General features: G+C 73.2%; 27 protein-coding genes. 16 read left to right on the forward strand and 11 right to left on the reverse strand.

From position 1 onward, the window contains the following. Positions 1 to 85 precede the first annotated feature (85 nt). Complete coding sequence (locus BMW62_RS05760) at positions 86 to 1,318, reverse strand: IS110 family RNA-guided transposase (protein ID WP_091929652.1); 1,233 nt, start codon at positions 1,316 to 1,318, stop codon at positions 86 to 88. Positions 1,319 to 1,646: 328 nt separating this feature from the next. On the opposite strand from BMW62_RS05760, the gene BMW62_RS05765 reads away from it, so the two are divergent. Continuing rightward, positions 1,647 to 2,255 carry a sulfite oxidase-like oxidoreductase gene (locus BMW62_RS05765; RefSeq protein ID WP_091930079.1) on the forward strand — a complete coding sequence of 203 codons (609 nt, stop codon included), beginning with the start codon at positions 1,647 to 1,649 and terminating at the stop codon, positions 2,253 to 2,255. Further along, complete coding sequence (locus BMW62_RS05770) at positions 2,248 to 2,970, forward strand: FAD-binding oxidoreductase (RefSeq protein WP_244523862.1); 723 nt, start codon at positions 2,248 to 2,250, stop codon at positions 2,968 to 2,970. The genes BMW62_RS05765 and BMW62_RS05770 overlap by 8 nt, the downstream gene beginning before the upstream one ends. 33 nt (positions 2,971 to 3,003) lie before the next feature. Here BMW62_RS05770 and BMW62_RS05775 read toward each other — a convergent pair whose 3' ends face one another. Then, a complete protein-coding gene (locus BMW62_RS05775) occupies positions 3,004 to 4,452 on the reverse strand; it encodes a M1 family metallopeptidase (protein ID WP_091929910.1) in 1,449 nt (482 codons plus the stop codon). A gap of 246 nt (positions 4,453 to 4,698) precedes the next feature. Here BMW62_RS05775 and BMW62_RS05780 point away from each other — a divergent pair, with 246 nt between their 5' ends. Genes BMW62_RS05780 through BMW62_RS05790 form a run of 3 tightly spaced genes read left to right on the forward strand, consistent with a single transcriptional unit; the run spans position 4,699 to position 7,227 of the window. Then, positions 4,699 to 5,529, forward strand: a complete 831-nt coding sequence (locus BMW62_RS05780) for a formate/nitrite transporter family protein (RefSeq protein WP_091929911.1) — start codon at positions 4,699 to 4,701, stop codon at positions 5,527 to 5,529. A gap of 49 nt (positions 5,530 to 5,578) precedes the next feature. After that, positions 5,579 to 6,481: an ATP-binding cassette domain-containing protein gene (locus BMW62_RS05785; RefSeq protein ID WP_091929912.1), complete on the forward strand. Its 903-nt coding sequence runs from the start codon at positions 5,579 to 5,581 to the stop codon at positions 6,479 to 6,481. A gap of 8 nt (positions 6,482 to 6,489) precedes the next feature. Then, the gene (locus BMW62_RS05790) at positions 6,490 to 7,227 is read left to right on the forward strand and encodes an ABC transporter permease (protein WP_091929913.1); all 738 of its coding nucleotides are present in this window, start codon (positions 6,490 to 6,492) and stop codon (positions 7,225 to 7,227) included. Here BMW62_RS05790 and BMW62_RS05795 read toward each other — a convergent pair. Beyond that, on the reverse strand, positions 7,224 to 7,769 hold the full coding sequence (locus BMW62_RS05795; protein WP_091929914.1) for a DUF1990 family protein: 546 nt from the start codon (positions 7,767 to 7,769) through the stop codon (positions 7,224 to 7,226). The two genes, BMW62_RS05790 and BMW62_RS05795, sit on opposite strands and share 4 nt — an antisense overlap. A gap of 37 nt (positions 7,770 to 7,806) precedes the next feature. Beyond that, positions 7,807 to 8,178, reverse strand: a complete 372-nt coding sequence (locus tag BMW62_RS05800) for a GGDEF domain-containing protein (protein ID WP_091929915.1) — start codon at positions 8,176 to 8,178, stop codon at positions 7,807 to 7,809. A 140-nt stretch (positions 8,179 to 8,318) separates the two neighbouring features. On the opposite strand from BMW62_RS05800, the gene BMW62_RS05805 reads away from it, so the two are divergent. From BMW62_RS05805 to BMW62_RS05815, 3 genes are all read left to right on the forward strand, one after another. Then, the gene (locus BMW62_RS05805) at positions 8,319 to 9,176 is read left to right on the forward strand and encodes a HipA family kinase (RefSeq protein WP_091929916.1); all 858 of its coding nucleotides are present in this window, start codon (positions 8,319 to 8,321) and stop codon (positions 9,174 to 9,176) included. Further along, complete coding sequence (locus BMW62_RS05810) at positions 9,173 to 9,577, forward strand: DUF3037 domain-containing protein (protein WP_091929917.1); 405 nt, start codon at positions 9,173 to 9,175, stop codon at positions 9,575 to 9,577. Before BMW62_RS05805 ends, BMW62_RS05810 begins: the two co-directional genes overlap by 4 nt. A 110-nt stretch (positions 9,578 to 9,687) precedes the next feature. Continuing rightward, on the forward strand, positions 9,688 to 11,961 hold the full coding sequence (locus BMW62_RS05815) for a PhoX family protein (protein ID WP_091929918.1): 2,274 nt from the start codon (positions 9,688 to 9,690) through the stop codon (positions 11,959 to 11,961). 77 nt (positions 11,962 to 12,038) lie between these two features. Here BMW62_RS05815 and BMW62_RS05820 read toward each other — a convergent pair whose 3' ends face one another. From BMW62_RS05820 to BMW62_RS05835, 5 genes are all read right to left on the reverse strand, one after another. After that, positions 12,039 to 12,338, reverse strand: coding sequence for a 4a-hydroxytetrahydrobiopterin dehydratase (locus BMW62_RS05820; protein ID WP_091929919.1), 300 nt, complete (start codon positions 12,336 to 12,338; stop codon positions 12,039 to 12,041). 103 nt (positions 12,339 to 12,441) lie between these two features. Continuing rightward, positions 12,442 to 13,152: a phosphoadenylyl-sulfate reductase gene (locus tag BMW62_RS05825; protein WP_091929920.1), complete on the reverse strand. Its 711-nt coding sequence runs from the start codon at positions 13,150 to 13,152 to the stop codon at positions 12,442 to 12,444. Beyond that, a complete protein-coding gene (locus BMW62_RS22100) occupies positions 13,149 to 13,310 on the reverse strand; it encodes an Insertion element protein (protein ID WP_139206208.1) in 162 nt (53 codons plus the stop codon). Before BMW62_RS22100 ends, BMW62_RS05825 begins: the two co-directional genes overlap by 4 nt. Next, the gene (locus BMW62_RS05830) at positions 13,307 to 14,980 is read right to left on the reverse strand and encodes a nitrite/sulfite reductase (RefSeq protein ID WP_091929921.1); all 1,674 of its coding nucleotides are present in this window, start codon (positions 14,978 to 14,980) and stop codon (positions 13,307 to 13,309) included. The genes BMW62_RS22100 and BMW62_RS05830 overlap by 4 nt, the downstream gene beginning before the upstream one ends. Before the next feature lie 260 nt (positions 14,981 to 15,240). Beyond that, positions 15,241 to 15,723 (reverse strand): RrF2 family transcriptional regulator, encoded by a 483-nt coding sequence (locus tag BMW62_RS05835; RefSeq protein WP_244523863.1) that lies wholly within the window; start codon positions 15,721 to 15,723, stop codon positions 15,241 to 15,243. Positions 15,724 to 15,750: 27 nt separating this feature from the next. On the opposite strand from BMW62_RS05835, the gene BMW62_RS22475 reads away from it, so the two are divergent. Continuing rightward, a complete protein-coding gene (locus BMW62_RS22475; protein WP_170852228.1) occupies positions 15,751 to 16,509 on the forward strand; it encodes a (deoxy)nucleoside triphosphate pyrophosphohydrolase in 759 nt (252 codons plus the stop codon). 114 nt (positions 16,510 to 16,623) lie between these two features. Here the strand turns inward: BMW62_RS22475 and BMW62_RS05845 are convergent, their stop codons facing one another. Then, positions 16,624 to 16,797, reverse strand: a complete 174-nt coding sequence (locus BMW62_RS05845; RefSeq protein WP_091929922.1) for a CsbD family protein — start codon at positions 16,795 to 16,797, stop codon at positions 16,624 to 16,626. A 360-nt stretch (positions 16,798 to 17,157) separates the two neighbouring features. Between BMW62_RS05845 and BMW62_RS05850 the strand changes: the two genes are divergently transcribed. The 7 genes from BMW62_RS05850 (at position 17,158) to BMW62_RS05880 (ending at position 24,445) form a co-directional block, all read left to right on the forward strand. Further along, complete coding sequence (locus BMW62_RS05850) at positions 17,158 to 18,813, forward strand: peptide ABC transporter substrate-binding protein (RefSeq protein ID WP_211435001.1); 1,656 nt, start codon at positions 17,158 to 17,160, stop codon at positions 18,811 to 18,813. Positions 18,814 to 18,961: 148 nt separating this feature from the next. Beyond that, the gene (locus BMW62_RS05855) at positions 18,962 to 19,885 is read left to right on the forward strand and encodes an ABC transporter permease (protein ID WP_091929924.1); all 924 of its coding nucleotides are present in this window, start codon (positions 18,962 to 18,964) and stop codon (positions 19,883 to 19,885) included. Continuing rightward, entirely contained in the window at positions 19,878 to 20,819 is a 942-nt protein-coding gene (locus BMW62_RS05860; RefSeq protein ID WP_091929925.1) for an ABC transporter permease, read from the forward strand. Before BMW62_RS05855 ends, BMW62_RS05860 begins: the two co-directional genes overlap by 8 nt. After that, a complete protein-coding gene (locus BMW62_RS05865; protein ID WP_091929926.1) occupies positions 20,816 to 21,871 on the forward strand; it encodes an ABC transporter ATP-binding protein in 1,056 nt (351 codons plus the stop codon). The genes BMW62_RS05860 and BMW62_RS05865 overlap by 4 nt, the downstream gene beginning before the upstream one ends. Before the next feature lie 79 nt (positions 21,872 to 21,950). Then, positions 21,951 to 22,964: an ABC transporter ATP-binding protein gene (locus BMW62_RS05870; protein WP_348271453.1), complete on the forward strand. Its 1,014-nt coding sequence runs from the start codon at positions 21,951 to 21,953 to the stop codon at positions 22,962 to 22,964. Positions 22,965 to 23,126: 162 nt separating this feature from the next. After that, positions 23,127 to 24,020 carry an N-acetyl-1-D-myo-inositol-2-amino-2-deoxy-alpha-D-glucopyranoside deacetylase gene (mshB, locus tag BMW62_RS05875; protein ID WP_091929928.1) on the forward strand — a complete coding sequence of 298 codons (894 nt, stop codon included), beginning with the start codon at positions 23,127 to 23,129 and terminating at the stop codon, positions 24,018 to 24,020. Continuing rightward, positions 24,017 to 24,445, forward strand: a complete 429-nt coding sequence (locus BMW62_RS05880) for a hypothetical protein (protein WP_091929929.1) — start codon at positions 24,017 to 24,019, stop codon at positions 24,443 to 24,445. Before mshB ends, BMW62_RS05880 begins: the two co-directional genes overlap by 4 nt. Here the strand turns inward: BMW62_RS05880 and BMW62_RS05885 are convergent. Beyond that, complete coding sequence (locus BMW62_RS05885; RefSeq protein ID WP_244523864.1) at positions 24,399 to 25,151, reverse strand: GNAT family N-acetyltransferase; 753 nt, start codon at positions 25,149 to 25,151, stop codon at positions 24,399 to 24,401. The two genes, BMW62_RS05880 and BMW62_RS05885, sit on opposite strands and share 47 nt — an antisense overlap. Positions 25,152 to 25,169: the final 18 nt, after the last annotated feature.

Below are 25,169 nucleotides of genomic sequence, written 5' to 3' on the forward strand. Positions count from 1 at the left end.
GACACAGACCCGTGAATAGGTGAGTTGCAGGCGCGCGTCAGCGCGGGGCGGGCGAAGCCCGTCCTCCGGTACTTCTGCACTCGGGTCAGGCAGCCGGGTCGAGGACGACCGTGTGGCCGAGCTTCTCCAGCTGGGCGACCAGCCGGCGGGTGTGGGCCTCGGTGTTTCGCCGGGCCAGCCAGTCCGGTCCCAGGTCGCGGTAGGGCTCGTCGTTCTTGAGCATGTAGTAGGCCGAGACGAGGATGGAGTGGGCGACCGCGACCTGGGCGCGGCCCGTCCCGCGCCGGGCGGTGAGCCGTGCATGCTGGGTCGATAGGTAGTTGGTGCCCTTCATCCGGGCGGTTGCCGCGGCCGCTTCAACCAGCATGGTGGTCAGCCACTTGTTGCCGTGCCGGGCTCCCGTAGGACTGCGTTTGCCGGCCGACTCGTAGACCGCCGGCGCCACTCCGGCCCAGGCTGCCAGGTGCGCCGCGGAGGGGAAGCGAGACATGTCCCCGCCAGTCTCGGCGAGGATCACCTGGGCGACCTTGGGCCCCACGCCGGGAATGGTCTGCAGCAGCTCCAGGTGGTGCGCCCACGGCTGGCAGGCAGCGGCGATCACCGCGTCCAGCTCGGCGAGGTCGGCCTCGACCGCGTCCAGTCGGCCCAGGATGGAGCGGGCCAGCTGCGCGTGGCCGGCGTCGAAGTGCCCGATCAGCGCCTCGGTCAGCTCCGGGATCTTGGCGCGCATCTTGCCCTTGGCCAGGTCGGCAAGCACCCGAGGATCGCGTTCGCCGTCGATCAGCGCCGCGAGCATCGCCCGCGCCGAGACGGTGGTCAGGCTCGAGGCGACGACGGACAGCTTGATCGACGCGTCCTCCAGCATGCCCTCCAGTCGGGTCGCCTCCCGGGTGCGGTCGCCCATCAGCTGCACCCGGTAGCGGGTCAGCATCCGTAGCCGGCGGATGTCCGGGGGCGGCACGAACGACGGGCGCAGCAGCCCGTGCTCGAGCAGCTGGGCGATCCACTCGGCGTCCTTGACGTCGGTCTTGCGCCCCGGGACGGCCTTCATGTGCGCGGCGTTGAGCAACCACACCTCCATGAACTCCTCCAGGCAGTAGAACGACGCCTTCCAGTAGGTCGAGGTCGACTCCATCGCCGCGATCGTCACCCCGCGCTCGAGTAGCCAGTCCCGCATCACCCCCAGCGCCCGCGTCGTCGTCTTGAACGTCCGCGTCTCACTCACCCGCCGGCCGCCCGGGCCGGGGATGCGCACGCAGACGGTCACCGACGCCTTGCCGATGTCCAGCCCGGCGACCCGCTCGAACAGGACCTCCACCCTGATCACCTCCCATAGACAACAGGGGTCGGCGTCGCCCGGAGGGTTCTCTACCTGGACACAGACCCACGCGCTCTTCGGCAGCAATCAGAGGCACCCGAGAACCCCGCGCCATACACCTCAACGGGCTCGCCCGCACCAATGTGTCGCGACGTCGCCGGACGACAGGAGCATTCTCATCCCCAGGGCCAGCGATTCAAGATCGCAAGCCGTTACACCTCATGTAAGGGGACCCTCACCGGGCTCCCGCGGGTGGTCGGCCGCCGCCGCGCAGGTCACGCGCGCGGGCCGGTGGTCACGCCGCCCCCCGACGGGGCAGGCTGTGCACGTGCCCACCCCCACCCGCGGCTTCCTCGGCCGTCGCCGCGATCGCGACCCGCGGCTGCCCCCCGGCCAGTACGACGTCGGCGCCGACTGGCCCGTGCTCACCGCCGAGCCGACCCCGCGCATCACCCCGGAGACGTGGAGCATCACCGTCGACGGGCAGGTGGAGCAGCCCACGACCTGGTCGTGGGACGACGTCCACCGGCTGCCCCCCTCGGAGTACCGCGGCGACATCCACTGCGTCACGACGTGGTCGAAGTTCGACACCCGCTTCTCGGGAGTTTCCGTCGACACGCTGCTGGACGCCGCCCGGCCCACCGCCGAGGCGCAGTTCGTCATGGCGACGTCGAAGACCGGCTACACCACCAACCTGCCGCTGGCCGACGTCACCGGGGGTCGGGCCTGGCTGGTCTGGGACTTCGACGGCCGTCCGCTCACCCCGGAGCACGGTGGTCCGGTGCGGCTGCTCGTGCCGCACCTGTACTTCTGGAAGAGCGCCAAGTGGATCAGCAAGCTCACGCTGCTCCGGCGCGACCAGCCCGGCTTCTGGGAGCAGAACGGCTACCACGACCGGGGCGACCCGTGGCGCCAGCAGCGGTACCAGGGTGACTGAACCGCTGGGGCCCGGTGTCGCCGACGCGCCCACCGGCGGATGGCGCACGGCCACCGTCGCCGGCGTCCGCCGTCCGGTGGCCCGCTCGGTGCAGCTGCGGCTCGACGTCGCCGACCGGGTCGCCCACCTGCCCGGCCAGCACTACGTGGTGCGGCTGACCGCCCCCGACGGCTACACCGCGCAGCGCTCCTACTCGGTCGCCTCGGCACCCGGCGACCCGTTGCTGGAGCTGTTCGTGGAGCGGCTGGACGACGGCGAGGTCTCCACCCACCTCGCCGACGTGGTCGAGCCCGGCGACGTGCTGGAGGTGCGCGGCCCGATCGGCGGCTGGTTCGTCTGGGACACCGGGAGCCCGGCGCTGCTGGTCGCCGGTGGCAGCGGCGTCGTCCCGTTCGTGTCGATGCTGCGGACCGCGCGGGCGCTGGGGCGCACCGAGCTGCTCCGCACCGTCGTCTCGGTGCGGACCGTGGACCTGCTGCCCTACGCCGACGAGCTGCTCGCCGCCGGCGCCCTGGTGGTCACCACCCGGGAGCCGCGCGGCATCCGCCCCGCCGGCCGGCTCACCGCCGCGGACCTGGTGCCGCTGTGGGAGCCCGGTCAGACGGTGTACGTGTGCGGCTCGGCGTCCTTCGCCGGGGCGGCCACCCGGCTGCTCGAGACGCTCGGCATCCCGGCGGCCGGCATCCGGGTGGAGCAGTTCGGCCCGAGCGGCTGAGGACCCCGCGGAGCCCTCGGCCGCCCCGGACCGTCAACCGGCCGCGGTCGGGTTGCCCGGGGTGAACAGCCACCGCTGGAAGAGCTCGTCCAGCTGCTGCCCCGACACCTTCTCCGCGAGCGCGACGAACTCCTCGGTGGAGACGGTGCCGCCGGCCTGCGACGCCACCCACTGCTCGATGATCGCGAAGAAGGCCTCGTCGCCCACCTCGTTCCGCAGCGCCTGGAGGGTCATCGCGCCGCGGTAGTAGACCGCGATGTCGAACAGATCCTCGGTGGCCGGCCCCGGGTCGCCGATGGTGAGGTCCCAGAACTCCGGCGGGGCGTCGGCGGCGATGTTGTCGAACACCTCCTGCGGAGTCTGCAGCCCCTCCCGCTCGAGCCAGAGCCACTCGGCGTAGGTCGCGAAGCCCTCGTTGAGCCAGATGTGCCGCCACTCGTCGATGCGCAGCAGGTCGCCGATCCACTGGTGCGCCAGTTCGTGCACCACCACGAGGTCGCCGCTCACCGGGTCGGTGAAGAACACCGACGCGTAGATCGGCCTCGTCTGCGTCTCGAGCGCGAACTGGAACTCCGGGTGGTCGTCGACTATGCCGCCGGCGGCGCGGAACGGGTAGCGGCTGCCGAAGACGCCCGAGAGGAAGTCGATGATCTCCGGCTGCCGGGCCAGCGACGCCTCGGCCACCGCGCCGGCGGAGGGCCCTTCCGTCTCCGGGTCGAGGTCGAGGGTGAACAGGTCGGGGTCGAGCGCGTCCCAGAACCGGATGCCGCCGGCCCGGTACTCGCGCAGGTCGAACTCGCCGATCGCCAGCGTCACCAGGTAGGTGGCCATCGGCTCCCGTGCCCGCCATTCCCACGTGGTCCACCCGTCCGCGGTGCGGCTACCGCGGAGGACGCCGTTGGAGACGGCCTCCAGCCCCGCCGGCACGGTTGCCCGCACGTCCACCGAGGCGGCGTCGCGGGGGTGGTCGTTGGCCGGGAACCAGGTGGCCGCCCCGTCGGGTTGGCCGGCGACGATCGCGCCGTCGTCGGTGTGCATGAAGCCGGAGGTCCCCAGCGCGTCGGTGAGGGTCTGCGGGACGCCGTCGTAGGTGACCGTGGCGGCGAACCGCTGCCCGGCGCGCAGCGGCTTGGCCGGGGTGATCACCAGCTCGCCGCCCTCGCGCGCCCAGGTCGCCTCGGCGGAGCCCACCCGCACGGAGCGGACCTCCATCCCCTCCAGGTCGAGGTTGAAGCCGGAGAGGTCCTGCAGGGCTCGTGCGGTGATCGTCGCGACGCCGTCGAGCACGTCGGTGGCCGGGTCGTAGCGGACGTCCAGATCGTAGTGCAGGACGTCGTACCCGCCGTTGCCGTCGAGGGGGAAGTAGGGGTCCCCGATGCCGGGCGCGCCGGGTGCGGGCGGCTCCTCGGCCAGCGCCACCCCGGGGCTCAGGCCGAGCACCACCACCGTCGTCGCGGTCAGCAGCGAGAGTTTCCGGGACATGGCCGCTCCTCCGAACCGTCGCGCGATCTCCTGCGCGGGGACGGTGACGCTAACGGCCCGGAGCGGGCTCGTTCGTCCCGCGGGACCCGGTGCGGCGGCCGCCCCGCGTGGGGCCACCCGGAGGACATGCCCCGTCGCGGGCTGCGACCCGAACCCGGGCGGTGTGGCCCGTGGCAGTCCGGGTAGAGGGCGCCGGAGGACGTGCCGCCCGTTCCCCGGTCCCGGTGCCCCGGAGGTGGAGGTGCGGTGGAGGACCAGGACGCCGAACGCGCACGCACCGAGCTGGGGGACACCGACGCCCCGGCCGAGGACGAGGTCACCGAGGCGTTCGACAAGATCGTCAGCGAGGGTGCCCAGCGGCTGCACCGCAGCTGGCCGCAGGTGCTGGCCACCGGTCTGGCCGGCGGGTTCGAGGTGGCCACCGGGTTGATCGCGCTGCTCGCGGTGTACGCGGCCATGGGCAGCCACCTGCTCGCCGGCCTCGCCTTCAGCATCGGGTTCATCGCCCTGGTGCTGGGTCGCAGCGAGCTGTTCACCGAGGGGTTCCTCGTCCCGGTGACGGCGGTCGCGGCCGGGCGCTCCAGCGTCCGGCAGCTCGGCAAGCTGTGGGGCGGCACCCTGGTGGCCAACCTCGTCGGTGGCTGGCTGGTCACCTGGCTGGTCGTGCGCGCGCTGCCCGAACTCCGCTCCACGGCGACCGAGCAGGCGGTGCACTTCGTGGATTCCCCGCTGAACCTGCAGTCGATCTCGCTCGCCGTCCTCGCCGGCATGGTCATGACCCTGATGACGCGGATGCAGCACGGCACCACGTCCGATGTCGCGAAGGTGGTGGCGGCGGTCGTCGGTGGCTTCCTGATCGGTGGTCTGCAGCTGTTCCACTCCATCGTCGAGTCGCTGCTGGCCTTCGCCGCCCTCCACGCCGGCGCGCCCTTCGGCTACCTCGACTGGTTGGCGTGGTTCTGGTACACGGCGCTGTTCAACCTGATCGGCGGCCTCGCCGTCGTGACCCTGACGCGGCTGGTCCGGAGCAAGGAGCTCATCGAGCGCGAGCGCGCCGCGGCCCGGCGGGAGGAGTAGGGGCGCGCCGCCACCGGGTGCGCGGCGGGCGTCGGCCATCCTGGCGCGCGTGATCGAGCTCCGCGGCCTGACCAAGCGGTACCGCGCCCGGCTGGCCGTCGACCGGCTCACCGTCACCGTCGAGCCCGGCCGGGTCACCGGCTTCCTCGGCCCCAACGGTTCGGGCAAGACGACCACGATGCGCTGCATCCTCGGGCTGTCCCGGCCCACCGCGGGGACGGCGACGGTGCTCGGCCGCGCGTACCGCGACCTCGCCCACCCGGTGCGGGAGGTCGGCGCGCTGGTGGACCCGCGGGCCCGCCATCCCGGGCGCACCGCGCACGCCCACCTGCTGGCGCTGGCGCGCAGCAACGCGCTCCCGCCGCACCGGGTGGACGACGTCGTCGAGCTGGTCGGTCTCGCCCCGGTGGCCCACGAGCGGGTGCGCGGCTTCTCCCTGGGCATGGCGCAGCGGCTGGGGATCGCCGGGGCGCTGCTGGGCGACCCGGAGGTGCTGCTGCTCGACGAGCCGGTCAACGGGCTGGACCCGGAGGGCATCCGCTGGGTGCGCGAGCTGCTGCGCGACCTGGCCGACGAGGGGCGCACCGTGCTGGTGTCCAGCCACCTGATGAGCGAGATGCAGGACACCGCCGACCACCTCGTCGTCCTCGGCCGGGGCCGGCTGCTCGCCGACGTCCCGATGGCCGAGCTCCTCGGCGCGCACGCCGCGGTCCGGGTGCGCAGCCCGCAGGCGCCCCTGCTGGCGTCGGCCGTGCAGCGCGCCGGTGGGCACGTCGAGCTGGAGATCGACGGGGCGCTGCGCATCGACGGGATGGCCGCGGCCGACGTCGGCGACCTCGCGCACGAGATCGGCGTCCGGCTGCACGAGCTCAGCCCGGTCGCCGGCTCCCTGGAGGAGGCCTACCTGGCGCTGACCGGGGACGACGTGGAGTACCGGGCGGTGGCCCCGTGAGAGGTGGCGTGCCGTTCCGGGCGGTGCTGGTCAGCGAGTGGACGAAGCTGCGGGCGACGCGCTCCACGTGGTGGTGCTCGGTGATCTTCGTGCTGCTGGCCGGCGGCGCGGGCTGGCTCGCGGCGGCGACGACGCAGTCGGCCCCGCGGGCGGACCTCGCGGTCAGCTCCGCGCTCACCGGGTTCGGCTTCGGCCCGGTGCCGCTGGTGGTCCTGGCCGTGCTGGTGGTCAGCAGCGAGTTCCGCACCGGCCTGGCCCTGGCCACCTTCACCGCGGTCCCGCGGCGCGGCCGGCTGCTGCTGGCCAAGACCGTCGTCGTCGTCGGCTGGAGCGTGCTGCTCACCGCACTCGTGGCGGCCGGCTGCCTGCTGGCCGCCACCCGGCTCACCGCCGTGCCGGGTGGCATCCCGCCCACCGACCCCGACGTGCTGCGCCAGCTGTGGCTGCAGGTCGCCGGGGCGGCGCTGACCGGGGTGCTGGCGGTCGGCGCCGCGGCGCTGCTGCGCTCGACGGCCGGGGCGCTCGGCGCCGTCCTCGCCCTCGTGCTCGTGCTCCCGCCGGTGCTGGCGATCGCCGGCACCGAGCTCAGCCTGCGGATCTCGCGCTGGCTGCCGGCGTTCCGGGTGGGGGAGGACGCCTTCCTGTCGGTCGCCACCTCCTGGCAGACCGGGCTGCTGGTGGCCGGCTGCTGGGCGCTGGCGGCCTGGCTCCTCGGCGTCCTGGTGCTGGTGCGCCGGGACGTCTAACCCCGGGCGGCCCGGCGCACCGCCGCCACGTAGCGGGCGGTGGCCAGCCGCTGGAGGGCCAGGGAGAGCGGGCCCGCGAGCCGGGCGGCCGGTGACGCCAGCCGGAAGAACACGCGCAGGGTGAACACGACCTCGCCCGACGCGGTCAGCCGCACGGCGAACCGCTCCTCGCCGCTCTCGGGGTGACCCGGGAGGGTGCCGTAGGCGAAGCCCCGCTCGTCGCCCCCGGTGCTGGCCCAGACCACGCGGCAGGGGATGTCGTAGCCGAGCCGGGGCAGGCCCGCCGTCAGGACGACGACCGTGCCGGGGGTGCCGGCCGGACCCGTCGCCCGCACCCGCAGCCCCGCGGCGCGCTGCGCCCGCCAGTCCAGGACCGCACCGGCGGCGCGCTCGAACGCGGCCCGCCCGGTGCCCACCACCGCCGAGTGCTCGGCCCCGTGGTAGCCGGCGGGCAGCTCGGCATCCGCCGTCGCCCCCACCTCGGCGTACGTGAACGGGGCATCGGCGAGCCCGGCCGGATCGAGCGCGCGCAGCAGTCCCACGCGGCCAGTCTCCCGGCCGCGGGCGGTCGCGGCGCGGTCAGACCGCCGGGCCGCCGGCGCGCGCCTCCTCGACGGCCTGCTCGGCCGCCTCCGCCAGCGCCGCCCGGTTCAGCAGACCGGTCAGGGCGTCGTGCTGGGCCCGGTACCGCAGCTGCTGCTCGGCCTCGCGCCGGTTGACCGCCTCGGCCTTGAGCTCGTCGGAGCGGCGCTTGCCGAACACGACCATCAGCAGGTGGGAGAAGGCGAGGACGAGCACGATGTCGTCCACGGGGCCGCTCAGCAGCTCGGGCACGTCCCACCGCACGCCGGCGACGGCGAACGCCGCGGTGAGCAGGACGACGACCGCCGCCTCGCGCCGGACGCGGGCGCGCAGGGCACCGATGGCAGCCGGCGGTGCGGACGGGGCCACGCGCACCTCCTCCGGTCGGCGTCCTCGCGCGGGACGTCGACCGGCTCCGCCCCGTCCTCGAGCGGGGGTGGGCCGGGCCGTTCCCCCGTCGGGTGGCGCTGCCGCCGGCGGACGTGCCGTCGGGCTAGGTTGACCGCACTGTGCTGCCCTCGGTCACCGCCACCCGCTACGTCACCCCGCTGCGCGAGGGTGGCTCGCTGCCCGGGCTCATGGAGGCCGACGACCTGGGGACGTACGTGGTGAAGTGGCGGGGGGCCGGCCAGGGCGTGAAGGTGCTGGTGGCCGAGGTCGTCTGCGCCGAGCTCGCCCGCGCGCTGGGGCTACCGGTGCCCGCGCTGGTCACCGTCGACGTCGTCCCCGAGCTCGCCGTGGGGGAGCCCGACCACGAGGTGCAGGAGCTGCTGCAGCGCTCGGCCGGGCGCAACCTGGGGCTGGACTACCTGCCGGGGGCGCTGGACTTCGAGGCGGGCGCCGACGGGGTCGACCCCGAGCTCGCCGGCCGGGTGCTGTGGTTCGACGCGCTGATCGGCAACGTCGACCGCTCGTGGCGCAACCCGAACATGCTGTTCTGGCACGGGCGGCTGCAGCTCATCGACCACGGCGCGGCCCTGACCTTCCACCACCACTGGCCCGGGGCCGCGGCGGCCGTCGCCCGGCCCTACGACGCCTCGGCGCACGCCCTGGTCGAGTGCACCCCCGACGTGGCGGCGGCCGACGCGGCGCTGGCGCCCCGGGTCACCCGGGACCTCCTCGGCCGGGTGCTCGCCCAGGTGCCCGACGAGTGGCTCGACGACCCCGCGGCCGGCGCCGCGCCCGGTGCGGTCCGTGGCCGGTACGCCGACCAGCTGCTCGCCCGGCTCGGCGCCCGAGCGGCGTGGCTCCCCGGTGTGGTCGCCGCGGCCGCCGCCGGGGGAGCGGGCCGCCGGCGAGCGCCGCGCGGGGAGAACCGGCCCGCGTGGCTGGGCCCCCCGCCGCCCGAGGGGATCAGCCAACGGTGAAGACGACGACATCGAGGGACGTCTTCGAGTACGCGGTGCTGCGGGTGGTACCGCGCGTGGAGCGGGGCGAGCTGCTCAACGCGGGCGTGATCGTCTACTGCCGGCAGCGCGACTACCTGGGCTCCCGGCTGCACCTGGACGTCGACCGGCTGCGCGCGCTCGACCCCACCGCCGATCCGGCGGCCATCGGCCGGGCGCTGCAGGCGGCCGCGGACGTCTGCGCGGCCGACCCGGTCGCCGGCGCCGCGGGGCGGGAGGCGCTCGGATCGCGGTTCCGCTGGCTCACCGCGCCGCGGAGCACCGTCGTCCAGCCGGGGCCGGTGCACACCGGGCTCACGGCCGACCCCGACGCCGAGGCCGACCGCCTCCTGGAGCTGCTGGTGCTGCCCGTCGCCGGCTGACCGCGATCGGTGGCCGACTGGTCGCCGGTCGTTCACCGGGCTGCCACCGGTGCGTCGTCCCGGCCGGTTTGGGTGCGAGGGCCCCCACCTCCTCGCGACCAGAGGGACCGATGACCGACATCTCCACGCCACGCACCCGCGCGCTCCTGCCGCTGCTGACCGGCATCCGCCACGGCAGCCGCAGCCACGTCACCTGCTACTACAAGTGCGGCAACGCCTGCGACGCCGCCGTCCCGAACCAGACCGACAACCCGACGTTCGCCGAGGTCGTCGAGACCGCCTTCAGCCGCCGGAACGTGCTGAAGGCCGCCGGCGCGAGCGCGCTGCTGGTCGCCGCCGGGCCGGTCGCATCCGCGGCCGCCCGGGAGCAGCAGCCGGTGCCGACCGGTGGCGGCGTCACCCCCGCCCCGGGGAGCGACCTGACGTTCCAGCCGGTCGAGCAGAACTTCCTCGACGAGCTGGTCACCGCGAACGGCTACCGGTACTCCGTGGTCATGCGCTGGGGCGATCCGGTGCTGCCCGGCGCCCCGCCGTTCCGCATCGACCGGCAGACGCCCGAGGCGCAGGCCATGCAGTTCGGCTACAACTGCGACTACATCGGCTTCCTGCCGCTGGACGACCGCGACCGGCAGGCGCTGCTCGTGGTCAACCACGAGTACACCAACGAGCAGCTGATGTTCGCCGGGGTCGCCAGCGAGTCCGCGCCGACCACGCCGGAGCAGAAGCGCATCGCGATGATGGCCCACGGCATCTCCGTCGTGGAGGTGCAGCGGCACGGGCGGACCGGCGAGTGGCGCCCGGTGCGCAACGGCCGGCGCAACCGCCGGATCACCACCGACACCCCGATGGAGCTCACCGGCCCCGCCGCCGGGTCGCTCTACCTGCGCACCAGCGCCGACCCCCGGGGGAGCACCGTCCTCGGCACGCTGAACAACTGCGCGGGCGGGATGACCCCGTGGGGCACCACGCTGCACGGCGAGGAGAACTTCAACCAGTACTTCGGCACGACGACGCCGATCACCGAGAGCGCGAAGGAGCCCCGGCTGGCGCGCTACGGCGTCTCGACGACGCGGCCGCCGGGCCGGCGCTGGGACGAGGTCGACGCGCGCTTCGACCTGGCCCGGGAGCCCAACGAGGTCAACCGCTTCGGCTGGGTCGTCGAGGTGGACCCCTACGACCCGACCTCGACGCCGAAGAAGCGCACCGCGCTCGGCCGGTTCAAGCACGAGGGCGCGAACGTGCAGATCGCCGAGGACGGCCGCGTGGTGGCCTACTCCGGTGACGACGAGCGGTTCGACTACATCTACAAGTTCGTCTCGCGGAAGACCTACCGGCCGGGCACCGACAGCGCCTCGCGGGCGCACAACCTGACGCTGCTCGAGGACGGCGACCTCTACGTCGCCCGCTTCGTCGGCGACTCCCCGGCGGACGAGATGAACGGCAGCGGCGAGCTGCCCGCCGACGGCGAGTTCGACGGCTACGGCGCGTGGATCCCGCTGGTGGCGGACGGCCGGTCGATGATCCCGGGCAAGGACGTCGCCTGGGTGCTCACCTTCACCCGCCTGGCCGCCGACCGCCTCGGCAAGCAGCTCGACGGCAACGGCGACTTCCCCGACCCGGCGAACCCGGTCGTCGTCGACCAGGCGCGGGTGCCGACCAGGATGGACCGGCCGGAGGACATCCAGGTCAACCCGGTCAACGGGCGGGTCTACGCGGCCCTGACCAACAACTCCAACCGCACCGGGGTGGACGGCCGGCCGGGCGCCGACGAGGCCAACCCGATCACCCGCTCGTACGCCTTCGAGCCGGCGGACGAGGAGGCGGGCACGCCGGCGACCTTCGAGCAGCAGCCGGGCAACCGCAACGGGCACGTCATCGAGTGGGAGGAGACCGGGTCGGCCAGCGGCACGTCCTTCACCTGGCGGATCTTCCTGGTCTGCGGCGACCCGCAGTTCCCGGGCACGTACTTCGCCGGGTACGACCGGTCGAAGGTCAGCGCGATCTCCTGCCCGGACAACCTGGAGTTCGACCCCGCCGGCAACCTGTGGATCTCCACGGACGGGAACGTGCTGTCGGTCCGCAACCAGGCCGTCGGCACCCTCGGCGGGACCAACGACGGGCTGTTCGCCGTGCCGACCGAGGGCCCCGAGCGCGGGCACCTCAAGGCGTTCCTCACCGTGCCGCTGGGTGCCGAGTGCAGCGGGCCGCTGATCACCCGGGACGCCCGGTCGGTGTTCGTCGCCGTGCAGCACCCCGGGGAGACCACCGGTTCCACGGTGGAGAGCCCGTCGAGCAGGTGGCCGGACTTCCAGGCGTACCGGCCCTTCCCGCGGCCGAGCGTCGCCGTCGTGTACCGGACGGACGGCGGGCGCGTCGGCAGCTGAGGCCGCCCCCATCCGCCGATCATGGCGCGGTGACCACGGGATCGCCCCGATCCCCGGTCACCGCGCCGTGATCGCGGTCACGGGTGGGCGGGAAGCAGGGCGTCGATGCGGCGGGCGAGTTCGAGGTCCAGCTCGCTCACCCCGCCGGCGGAGTGGCTGACCAGGGTCAGGTGCAGCGTCCGCCAGCGCAGGTCGACGTCGGGGTGGTGGTCCATCTCCTCGGCGATGTCGGCGATCGCCACGATCGCGGCGACGGCGTCGCGGAAGCTCGGGAGCTGGACGGTCCGGCGCAGGCCGTCGCCGTCCCCCGACCACAGCGAGAGGGCAGGCAGCGCCGCGGCGAGCTCGTCGGGGGACAGGCGCGGTGGGCGAGGCATGCCCCCATGGTGACGTGCCGGAACGGCCGCTGGCGACATGCTGGAACGGCCCCGTCCAGAGGCTCGCCCTGAGCTTGCGAAGGGTGAGGAGGACGGGGTCCTTTCAGGTGTGGAGGCCGCACTCCGTCTTGGTGGAGCCCGCCCAGCGTCCGGCGCGCGGGTCCTCACCCGGGGCGACCGGCCGGGTGCACGGGGCGCAGCCGATCGAGCCGTACCCGATCTCGAACAACGGGTTGACCGGGATCGCGTGCTCGGCGATGTAGCGGTCGACGTCCTCCTGCGTCCAGGCGGCCATGGGGTTGATCTTGACCATCTCGCGCTTGGCGTCCCAGTCGACGATCTTCGTGCCCGCACGGGTGGGCGACTCGTCCCGCCGGACGCCCGACCCCCAGGCGACGTACCCCGACAGCGTCCGGGCCAGCGGCTGCACCTTGCGCAGCGAGCAGCACAGGTCGGGGTCGCGGTCGTGCAGCGCGGCGCCGAACTCGAGGTCCTGCTGCGCCACGGTCTGCTCGGGCCGGACGTTGACCAGTGTGATCGGCAGCACCGAGGAGATCCACTCGCGGGTGCCGATCGTCTCGGCGAAGTGGTAGCCGGTGTCCAGGAAGACGACGTGCACGCCGGGGATCGCCCGCGAGGCCAGGTGGGCCAGCAGCCCGTCGGCCATGGACGAGGTGATGGCGAACTCGTCGCCGAAGGTGTCGCCGGCCCACGTGAGCACGGCGAGCGCCTGCTCGACCGGGTCGGCGATGCCGTCGAACCAGGCGTCGGCGGCCTGGGCCAGCAGCGGCGTCGGCCGCAGCGCGATGGTCATTCCTGCACCCCCGTGGCGATCAGGCGGACCGAGAAGGCCCGCAGGCACGCGCCGCAGCGCCACCCGTCCTCGTGCGGCGTCAGCTCCTCGTCGCCGCAGTACGGGCAGTGGAACACCGGCAGCTGGCGGGCCCTTCCCGACGTCGGCTCCTCGATCACAGGAGCCAGTCCTCCTCGGCCCGCGAGACGTAGTGTGCGAAGGACTCGCCGGGCGTCCGGCGCTCCAGGAAGCCGCGCAGGACCCGCTCGCAGTAGTCCGCGGTCTCGGCCTTGGTCACCTTGTGACCGCGGAACTTGCGGCCGAAGGTGGCCTCCACGCCGAGGTGGCCGCCGAGGTGGACCTGGAAGCCCTCGACCATCTCGCCGCTCTCGTCGCGGACCATCGAGCCCTTGAAGCCGATGTCGGCGGTCTGGAACCGGGCGCAGCTGTTCGGGCAGCCGTTGACGTTGATGCCGATCGGCACGTCGAAGTCGGGCAGCCGCTTCTCGAGTTCCGCGTAGAGGTCCTGCGCGTGCTGCTTGGTCTCGACGATCGCCAGCTTGCAGAACTCCAGCCCGGTGCACGCCATGGTCCCCCGGCGGAAGGCGCTCGGGCGCACCTGCAGGTCGTGCTCGGCCAACGCCTCGACCAGGGCCTCGACCTTCTCGTCCGGGACGTCGAGGACGACCAGCTTCTGCTGCGTCGTCGTCCGGATGCGGCCCTGGCCGTACTCGTCGGCGAGGTCCGCGATCGTGGTGAGCAGCGAGCCGCTGATCCGGCCGGTGCGCAGCGCGAACCCGACGGCGTTGCGGCCGTCCTTCTGCCTGCTCACGCCGACGTGGTCGCGCTGGTCGTGCTTGGCGGGGGCGGGGGCCGGGCCGTCGGGCAGCTGCTCCTCGAGGTACTCGTCCTGGAGCACCTGACGGAACTTCTCCGGGCCCCAGTCGGCCATGAGGAACTTGATGCGGGCCCGGTTCCGCTGGCGGCGGTAGCCGTAGTCGCGGAAGACGGCGGTGCAGGCGGCCCAGACGTCGGTCACCTGGTCGGGCCGGACGAAGACGCCGATCCGCTGGGCGAACATCGGGTTGGTGGAGAGCCCGCCGCCGACCCACAGATCGTAGCCGGCCTCGCCGGCCTCGTTGACGACGCCGACGAACGAGACGTCGTCGATCTCGGGCTCCGTGCAGTGGTCGACGCAGCCGGACATCGACGTCTTCCACTTGCGCGGCAGGTTGCTGAACTCGGGGCTGCCCACGTACTTGGTGACGGTGCCGGCGATGACGTCGGTCGCGTCGATCACCTCGTCCTCGAGGATGCCGGCCAGCGGGCAGCCGAGCATGACGCGCGGCACGTCGCCGCAGGCTTCCATGGTGGAGAGGCCCACCGACTCCAGCCGGCGCCAGATCTCGGGCACGTCCTCGATGCGGATCCAGTGGTACTGGACGTTCTGCCGGTCGGTCACGTCGGCGACGTCGCGGCCGAACTCGGTGCTGATGCCGCCGAGCACGCGCAGCGCGTCGCTGGTCAGCTGCCCGCCGTCGATGCGGGCCCGCATCATGAAGTAGGAGTCCTCGAGCTCCTCGGGCTCCAGCACGGCGGTCTTTCCGCCGGGGATGCCCTGGGCCCGCTGGGTGTAGAGGCCCAGCCAGCGCATGCGACCGCGCAGGTCACCCGGGTCGATGCCGTCGAAGCCGGTCTTCGAGTAGATGTCGAGGATCCGCTGCTGGACCTCGAGCCCGTCGGAGTCCTTCTTCATCCGCTCGTTGGGGTTGAGCGGCTCGCGGTAGCCCAGCGCCCACTGGCCCTGACCGCGTTGCGGCCGGTTGCTGGTGCGGGTGGGGGTGCTCACGTGGCGTACTTCTTCCTGCGCTCGCCGACCGCCCGGCAGCCGGCCGGGGTGGGAGGCGCTGCTGGTTCGGGGCGCAGCGGGACAGCTGCGCGGAGGACCTGGGTCAGCGCGAGGCGCGACAGGCGGCGCTGGAGACGAGCGCCAGGTCGATGTGCAGGCGCGCGACGAGGAGGCTGCCGCGGTCCGTCATGCCGCCGATCCTCCCACATCCCGCGGGACCGGGTGCGGAGCTCACCCGACGGGGGCGGGCCCGGCGCGGCTCAGCGGGGCGCGGGCTCGCTGAAGGACCGCCACGCGGTGTCGATGGCGACCAGCTCGGCGGCGTGCGGGGGGAGCTGCCCGGCGACGACGTCGGCCACGGTGACCCCCTCGAGCACCCGGCGGTAGGCCTCCCGGGCGGCGACCCAGACCTCGGCCAGCCCAGCGGCGGCGCCCGGGTAGGTGACCTCCTCCGGCCGCTGGCCGTGCACCTCGGCCAGGAAGCCCTGCTCGACCCGCATCACGCGGGCGATGGAGATCTCCGACGCGGGCAGGGCCAGCCGGTACCCGCCGTCGCGGCCGCGCTGGCTGGTGACCAGCCGGGCGTGCTGCAGGTCGGCGAGGATCGCCTGCAGGAAGCGGTTCGGGATGCCCTGGGCGGTCGCGATGCGGTCGCACGTGAGCGCATCGGGCGCCGCCGCGGCGAGCTCCACGACGGCTCGGACGGCGTAGTCGACCCGGGCGTTGATGCGCACGCTGCCCATACTGCCGCCATCTGCGAGAGTGCCCCGGTGTTCCGGCTGCGTTTCACCGCGTTGGTGGAGGCGCCGCTGACCGTGGCGTTCGACGTCGCCCGGGCGCTGGGGCGCCCGTGGCCGTTCCCGCTGGAGGAGGTCGTCTCCGTGCGGCCGGAGCACGACGCCTTCGCCGCGCCGTTCGGCGCACGGGGCCGGGTCGCGCACTCGCGCCGCTTCACCCCCACCGGCGCCGGCACGCGAGTGGACGAGCAGGTCGAGTGGGAGAGCGGGCTGCCCGGTGCGGTGGGCGCCGTCGTCGACCGGGTGGTGCTGCGCCCGCGGGTGGCCCGCGCGATGCGGGCGCACCTGGACGCCCTCGCCGCCGGGGCCGCGCTGCGGGCGCGCGAGGTGGTCCAGGTCGTGGGTGCCGCGCTGGTCGAGGGGGACCGGGTGCTGGTGGCGCAGCGCACGGGCGGGCCGTACGACGGGTGCTGGGAGTTCCCCGGCGGCAAGGTCGACCCGGGGGAGAGCGATCTCGCCGCGCTGGTCCGCGAGTGCGCCGAGGAGCTCGGGGTCGCCGTCGCGCCGCAGTCCTTCCTCGGTGAGGTGCCGCTGGACGGGGTCGTCGCCGGCGGGGCCCCCGGGGCCTCGACCATGCGGGTCTGGTGGGCGCGGATCACCGAGGGCAGCCCGGTGGCGCGGGAGCACGCCGAACTGCGGTGGGTGGGCGCCGCCGACCTGGACGCGCTCGACTGGATCCCCGCCGACCGCCCGTTGCTGCCCGCCGTCCGGGCCGTCCTCGCCGCGCGCTGACGTCACGTCCCCGCAGAGGGCGCAGAGACGCGACGGGCGCCGCTCCCCGGCCGGGAGCGGCGCCCGTGCCGACGTCGTGGAACGGTCCCGCCGCGAGCCTGCGAGCAGCGGGCGCTACTTCTTGAAGGCGTCCTTGACCTTCTCGCCGGCCTGCTTGAGGTTGCCCTTGGACTCTTCCTTCCTGCCCTCGGCCCGGAGGTCGCGGTCGTCGGTGGCGTCACCCACCGCCTGTTTCCCCTTGCCGGACATCTCCTCGATCTTGTTCGTCAGCTTCTCCGTGCCGCTCATCGCGTGGTCCCTCCGGTCGTCGTCGGCTGCCTGGGGGCACCGGTACCCGGTCCGTGACCCGGCGACACGCCTGCCGGAAAGCCTCCGGCGCAGCCGACGAGAGGGCTGGAGGACGGCCCGCCGGACGGCCCGTGCGGCGTGGAAGTTACGGTTGCAACGCGGATCGTGAGCCCAGGTCACAAGTCGGTGACGTCCGTGGACACCCCCTCCGAGGCGTGCCTAGGGTCCACCCGTCGCAGTCTGCGGTCCTCCGTGGTCCGGCTGCGTCCGGCTCGAGACCAATCAGTCGTCCACTCGCCCGCGGGGCCTGGTCGACCTGTCCGTTCCCCCCGCAGACGCGGGACGAGGGAGGCATTGCACGTGAAGTTGAGCAAGCGCAGAGGTGGGCTCGTCGCCGCAGGCGTCGCCGCCGCGATGATGCTGTCCGCCTGTGGTGGCAGCGACGACAACGGCGGCGAGGGCGGCACCGCCGCCGAGGGTGGCGGCTCGTTCAGCGTCTACGTCGGTGAGCCGGAGAACGCCCTGATCCCGGGCAACACCACCGAGAGCGAGGGCCACCAGGTCATCTCCTCCCTGTGGACCGGCCTGATCGAGTACGCCGCCGACGGCGCCGTGGAGTACACCGGTGTCGCGGACTCGATCACCTCCGAGGACAACACCACCTGGACCATCGAGCTGAAGGACGGCTGGACCTTCCACGACGGCACCCCGGTGACCGCGCAGTCCTTCGTCGACGCGTGGAACTACACCGCCTACAGCCCGAACGCCCAGGGTGCGTCCTACTTCTTCTCGAACATCCTCGGGTACGACGACCTGCAGGCGCCGACCGACGAAGAGGGCAACGTCACGGGCGACCCCGCCGCCGAGGAGCTCGGCGGGCTGCGCGTCATCGACGAGAACACCTTCGAGGTGGAGCTCGCCGAGCCGTTCGCCCAGTTCCCGGTGACCGTCGGCTACAACGCCTTCTGGCCGCTCCCCGAGGCCTTCTTCGAGGACCCCGAGGGCTTCGGCGCCCAGCCGATCGGCAACGGCCCGTTCCAGGCCGAGGGTGAGTTCGTTCCCGGCCAGGGCATCACCGTCACCCGGTACGAGGACTACGCCGGCGAGGACCCGGCGAACGCCGAGACCGTGGAGTTCCGGGTCTACGCCGACCTGAACACCGGCTACAACGACCTGCAGGCCGGCAACCTCGACGTCCTGCCGGACCTCCCGCCGGACGCCATCGCCTCGGCCGAGGACGTGCTCGGTGACCGCTTCCTCGAGGCGCCGTCTTCCGGGTTCACCTACCTCGGGTACCCGACCTACGACGAGCGGTTCTCCGACCCGCGCGTGCGGCAGGCGCTGTCCATGGGCATCGACCGGCAGGCGATCTCGGACGCCATCTTCGCCGGTAGCCGCGAGCCCGCCGACGCATTCGTCGCGCCCGTCGTCGACGGTTACCGCGAGGGTGCCTGCGAGTACTGCGATCTGGACGTCGACGCCGCGAACGCACTCCTGGACGAGGCCGGTTTCGACCGCAGCCAGCCCGTCGAGCTGTGGTTCAACGCCGGCGCCGGCCACGACGCGTGGGTGCAGGCCGTCGGCAACCAGCTCCGCGAGAACCTCGGCATCGACTACGTCCTCCGGGGCGAGCTGGACTTCGCCGAGTACCTGCCGCTGCTCGACGAGCAGGGCGTGACCGGTCCGTTCCGCCTCGGCTGGGCGATGGACTACCCGAGCCCGCAGAACTACCTGGAGCCGCTGTACTCCACGGCGGCGCTGCCGCCGGCGGGTTCGAACGCCACGTTCTACTCGAACCCGGAGTTCGACGCGCTGATCCAGCAGGGCAACAGCGCCGAGAACAACGAGCAGGCGATCGAGTTCTACAACCAGGCGGAGGACATCCTGCTCGAGGACATGCCGAGCATCCCGATGTTCTTCGACGTGGAGCAGGCCGCTCACTCGGAGAACGTCAGCGACGTCGTGATCGACGTCTTCGGTGACATCGACATCGCCAACGTGGTTCCCGTCAGCTGACGCGACCGCACACCGCAGGCCGCCGCCGGGGACCCTCGCCCAGACCGGGCAGGGCTCCCCGGCGGTCGGCCGCTCGGGCTCGTCCCGCATCATGGACGACGCGTCCGCGCCCACGACAGGGGCCGGCGTGTCCTGACCGAGGAGCGACATGGGCCGCTACATCGCGCGCCGCCTTCTACTCACGATCCCGGTCATGCTCGGGGCCTCTTTCCTGATCTTCGCGCTGGTCTACGCGCTGCCGGGCGACCCGATCCGGGCCCTGGGTGGTGACCGACCGCTCGCGCCGGCCGTGGTGGCCCAGCTGACCGAGGAGTTCAACCTCAACGACCCGCTGTGGCTGCAGTACGTCAAGTACGTGGGCGACCTGCTGCAGGGTGACTTCGGCACCGACTTCCGCGGCCGCGAGGTGCTGGACACGATCACCCAGCGGATGCCGGTCACGGTGAGGCTGGCGCTGGTCGCCATCGCCTTCGAGATCGTCATCGGCATCGTCGCCGGCGTGATGGCCGGCATCCGCAAGAACGGCTTCTTCGACAACGTGGTGCTGGTGAGCACCACGCTGATCGTCTCCATCCCGATCCTGGTGCTCGCCTTCATCGCGCAGTTCACCTTCGGGCTCCAGTTGGGCCTGTTCCCGATCGCCGGCGTCAACGACGGGTGGTACAGCTTCCTGCTGCCGGGGCTGGTGCTGGCCGCCGGGTCGCTGGCCTACGTGGCCCGGCTGACCCGGACGAGCATCGCCGAGAACATGCGGGCCGACTACGTGCGGACCGCGCGCGCCAAGGGCCTGCCCCGCCGGGACGTGATCGTCCGGCACACGCTGCGCAACAGCCTGATCCCGGTCGTCACGTTCATCGGCGCCGACATCGGCACGCTGATGGGCGGCGCGATCGTCACCGAGACGGTGTTCAACCTGCCGGGCATCGGCCGGGCGGTCTTCGACGCCGTGCGGGCCCAGGAGGGCGCCGTCGTCGTCGGCATCGTGACGCTCCTGGTCTTCGTCTTCATCTTCTTCAACCTGGTCGTCGACGTGCTGTACGCCGTCCTCGACCCGAGGATCCGCTATGAGTGACCCGAAGCTGACGGCCGTCGGCCACGACGAGGTCGGCGCCGGCGGCGTGACCGGTACGCACGACGAGGAGGCAGGGGCCCGCCAGAACAGCCTCTGGAGCGACGCCTGGCGCCAGCTCCGGCGCAACGTCCTGTTCTGGATCGGCGCCGTGCTGGGCCTGCTGTTCGTCGGGATGGCGCTGCTGCCGGCGGTCTTCGCCCGCGGGGTCGACCCGCGGTCGTGCAACCTGTCCAACTCCAACGCGAAGCCGTCGGCGGAGCACTGGTTCGGCTTCGACCAGCAGGGCTGCGACTACCTGGCCAACGTCGTCTACGGCGCCCGGAACTCGCTGATCATCGGCCTGCTGGCCGTGATCGTGATCCTGGTTCTCGGGGTTTTGGTGGGCGCCATCTCCGGCTTCTACGGCGGCGTCACCGACAGCATCCTGAGCCGGATCGCCGACATCTTCTACGCGCTGCCGCTGATCCTGGGCGCGCTGGTGGTCCTGCGCAGCGGCATCCTCGGCCGCGGCGTCGTCGCGGTCGCGATCGCGCTCGCCCTGTTCGGCTGGATGACCGCCATGCGACTGGTCCGCTCGCAGGTGATCGCGATCAAGAGCTCGGACTACGTCGCCGCGGCCCGGGCCATGGGTGCGTCCGACGCGCGCATCCTCGTGCGGCACATCCTGCCCAACGCCGTGGCGCCGGTACTGGTCTACGCAACGATCACCATCGGCATCCTCATCGCCGCGGAGGCGACGCTGACCTTCCTCGGGGTGGGCCTGCAGCCGCCGGCGATCTCCTGGGGGCTCCAGATCGACACCGGGCAGTCGTTGCTGCGGACCGCGCCGCACGCCGTCCTCTTCCCGAGCCTCATCCTCACCCTGACGGTGATGGCCTTCGTCCTCATGGGTGACGCTCTGCGCGACGCCCTCGACCCGAAGCAGCGTTCATGAGCACCGCGTCCACGTCCCTCCCGTCCGGCCCCGCCCCGCGCGGCGCCGGGGCGCCCGTTCTCGAGGTCGACGACCTGCGGGTGCAGTTCCGCACCGACTCGGGGCTGGTGAACGCCGTCAACGGCGTGAGCTACACCGTCTCGGAGCGGGAGACCCTCGCCATCCTGGGCGAGTCCGGTTCGGGCAAGTCCGTCTCCGCACAGGCGATCATGGGCATCCTCGACTCGCCGCCGGCCGAGATCACGAGCGGACGCATCGTCTTCGAGGGGCGTGACCTGCTCACGCTGCCGGAGGAGGAGCAGCGCAAGGTCCGTGGCCCGGGGATCTCGATGATCTTCCAGGACGCGCTGTCCTCGCTGAACCCGGTGTACAGCGTCGGCTTCCAGATCGGCGAGATGTTCCGGGCGCACCGGGGCACGTCGCGCAAGGAGGCCAAGCAGAAGGCCGTCGAGCTCATGGACCGGGTCCGCATCCCGGCCGCCAAGCAGCGGGTGGACGACTACCCGCACCAGTTCTCCGGCGGCATGCGCCAGCGGGTCATGATCGCCATGGCGCTCGCGCTGGACCCGCGCATCCTCATCGCCGACGAGCCGACCACCGCGCTCGACGTCACCGTGCAGGCGCAGGTGATGGACCTGCTCAAGGACCTCCAGCGGGACACCGGGATGGGGCTCATCCTCATCACCCACGACCTCGGTGTGGTCAACGAGGTGGCCGACAACGTGGCCGTCATGTACGCCGGCCGCATCGTCGAGCGCGGAACGGTCGACGAGGTGTTCGGCAACCCCGCGCACCCCTACACCGACGGGCTGATGCGCTCCATCCCGCAGGTGGAGGTCAAGGGCGGCCGGCTCCAGCCGATCGGGGGGCAGCCGCCCAACCTCGCCGCCATCCCGTCGGGCTGCCCCTTCAACCCGCGCTGCCCCCGGCGCCGCACCGGCGCAGAGGCCGCCACCGGCCGCGACTGCGTCACCGACGTCCCGCCGCTGCGGCTGGTCGTCCCCGGGCGCGAGGCGGCCTGCCACTACAGCGAGGAGGTCTTCGGTGCCTGACGCCAGCTCCGGGAGCAGCGCAGCCGACCCGTCCGGGGAGGTGGACCGGGCGCTGTCCGAGGCGGCGGCGAGCCGCCCGGTGCACACGCCGGGTGACGTGCTGCTCGAGGTCAGGGACCTCAAGAAGCACTTCCCGCTCACCCAGGGGATCGTCCTCAGGCGCACGGTCGGCCACGTCCGCGCGGTCGACGGCGTCAACCTGACGCTGCGCCGGGGTGAGACCGTCGGTCTGGTCGGCGAGTCCGGGTGCGGCAAGTCGACGGTCACCAAGATGCTGGTGGCCCTCGAGAAGCCGACCAGCGGGCAGATCCTCTACAAGGGCGAGGACGTCACGAAGATGAGCGGCCGCGCGCTCAAGCAGTACCGGCGCGAGGTGCAGATCATCTTCCAGGACCCGTACGCCTCGCTGAACCCGCGCATGACCGTCGGCGACATCGTGGCCGAGGGCTGGTCGGTGCACGCCGACATCGCGCCGAAGAAGGGGCGGCTGCAGCGCACGCAGGAGCTGATGGAGCGGGTGGGCCTCAACCCCGACTTCGTCAACCGGTACCCGCACCAGTTCTCGGGCGGGCAGCGGCAGCGCATCGGCATCGCCCGGGCCCTCGCCCTGCAGCCGGAGGTCATCGTCTGCGACGAGCCGGTGAGCGCCCTGGACGTCTCCGTCCAGGCGCAGGTCGTCAACCTGCTCGAGGACCTGCAGAACGACTTCGGGCTCTCCTACCTGTTCATCGCCCACGACCTGTCGGTGGTGCGCCACATCTCCGACCGCGTCGCGGTGATGTACCTGGGCAGCATCGTGGAGGAGGGCACCGACGCGCAGGTCTACGGCTCTCCCGCCCACCCGTACACGCAGGCGCTGCTCTCGTCCGTGCCGGTGCACGAGCCGCACCTGCGCGGGCTCAAGGAGCGGATCCTGCTGCAGGGCGACGTCCCGAGCCCGGCCAACCCGCCGTCGGGGTGTCGCTTCCGCACCCGCTGCTGGAAGGCCCAGGACATCTGCGCCACCGAGCCGCCGGCCCTGGTCGACCGCGGGCAGGGCCACCCGTCGGCGTGCCACTTCGCCGAGGCGCGCGCCGTCGTCCCCACGGAATGATCTGTCGTCCTCCGGACGACACCGCGGTCAGGTGCCGTCCCGACCGGCGCTGAGCCGTTGCCCATGTCCCGGTCGGGAGGCCCTCCGGGCCCCCGCGACCGGTCCACTCCGGCTGCGCGCTGTCCGCGTCGGGCACCGACCGCCACCTGGGAGGATGCACGGGTGACCGCCGACCGACGCCTGCTGCTCGTCCACGCGCACCCCGACGACGAGACGATCAACAACGGGGCCACGATGGCCCGGTACGTCGCCGAGGGCGTCGGGGTCACCCTGCTCACCTGCACGCTGGGGGAGGAGGGCGAGATCCTGGTGCCCGAACTGGCCCAGCTCGCCGCCGACCAGGCCGACCAGCTCGGCGGCTACCGGATCTGGGAGCTGCGCGAGGCGATGGCCGCCCTCGGGGTCGAGGACGTCCGCTTCCTCGGCGGACCCGGGCGGTACCGCGACTCGGGGATGATGGGGACACCGGCCAACGAGCACCCGCGGGCCTTCTGGAACGCCGACCTCGACGAAGCGGTGGCGCACGCCGTCGCCGTGGTGCGCGAGGTGCGCCCGCAGGTCGTCGTCACCTACGACGAGTTCGGCGGGTACGGCCACCCTGACCACATCCAGGCGCACCGCGTGGCGATGGGGGCGGTCGAGGCCGCCGCGGACCCGGGCTACCGCCCCGACCTCGGCGCGGCGTGGGAGGTGGCGAAGGTGTACTGGAACGCCATGCCCCGCTCGGTGCTGCGCGAGGGCATCGAGGCCATGGCCGCCCTCGGCGAGGCCTCGCCCTTCGAGGGGCTGGGCGATCTCGACGACATCCCGTTCGTGGTGCCCGACGAGGTCGTCGCCTGCGCCGTGGACGCCCGGGCGTACGCCGGCCGCAAGGACGCCGCCATGCGCGCCCACCCCACCCAGATCACCGTCGACGGCCCCTTCTTCGCGCTGTCGAACAACCTCGGCCAGGAGGTGCTCGGCGTCGAGTACTACCGGCTGGTCGCGGGGCGGCGCGGCCCGGCCACCGGTCCCGACGGCCGGGAGGACGACCTCTTCGCCGGTCTCGAGGGGTGAGCGGCCGGGGGCCGGGCACGGTGGCCCTGGGCGTCGTCGCCGTCGTCGTCGCGGCCTGGCTGGCCGTCGTCGAGGTGCTCTGGCTGCCGCTGCGGGTCGGCGGCGTCCTGGTGCCGGTCTCGGTGGTGGCCGCGGTGGCGGGCAACCTGCTGCTGGTCGGCGCGGCGCTGCGGCTGAGCGGGTCCAAGGTGGTCGCTGCCCTCCCCGCCGTCACGTGGCTGGTGGTCGTGGTCGCGGCCATGGCGCGGCGGCCCGAGGGGGACCTGCTGCTGGTCTCCGGCGGCGCGCTCGGCCTGGTGAGTACCGCCTTCCTGCTGCTGGGCGTGCTCGCCGGCGCCCTCGCGCTGGGGCTCGCGCTGGGCACGCCCGCCCGCCGGATCAGCTCGGCGGGGCCCACCGGTAGTGGTAGCGGTGGTGCTCGGTGAACCCCAGCCGGGCGTAGAGGGCCAGCGCCGGGGTGTTCGACGCGGTCACCTGCAGCAGGCAGGACGTCGCCCCGCGGGTGCGGGCCTCGGTGGCCAGCGCCGCCATCACCGCCGTCGCCAGACCACGCCGCCGGTAGGGCTCGTCGACGGTCACGGCGCTGACCACGAGGCAGCCGTCGCTGACCACGCCTCGGGCGACCGCGGCCGGCCGGTCCGTCGCGGGGTCGGGCCGCACGGAGGCGAACAGCGGCCGCTCGGCGTGGCGCAGGACGGCCGCCGCGACGGCCGGGAGGGCCGCGCCGCGGTGCCGGTAGCCGGCCAGCCACACCTCGTCGGGGGCGTCGTCGAGCAGCACCGGGTCGTCGGCGCCGGGCCAGGGGTCGGCCGGCCCGACGAGCACCAGCGTGTCCTCGTCGCGGGTCCAGCCGGCGGCGGCGAAGGCGGCGTCGGCGGCCTCGCCCCCGGGGGTCGGGACGGCGGCGCAGGCGCGCAGCCCCCGGTCGGCGTACCAGGCGGTGACCGCGGCGACGGCGGCGCGCAGGCCCTCCGGCGGGTCCCCGGTCACGAGCACGGAGTTGGCCCGGCCGGTGAACCCGCCGCCGGCGCGGAGCAGCCAGTCGCCGTAGGGCTCCTCCTCCAGCCCCCGCCAGGTGCGGGCGGCCAGGCGTTCCAACTCGGCGACCCGGGTGGTGGCGGCGGCGGTCACGGCGACGATCATGGCGTC

The organism is Blastococcus sp. DSM 46786, from assembly GCF_900109665.1.
GTDB classification, from domain to species: Bacteria; Actinomycetota; Actinomycetes; order Mycobacteriales; family Geodermatophilaceae; genus Blastococcus; species Blastococcus carthaginiensis.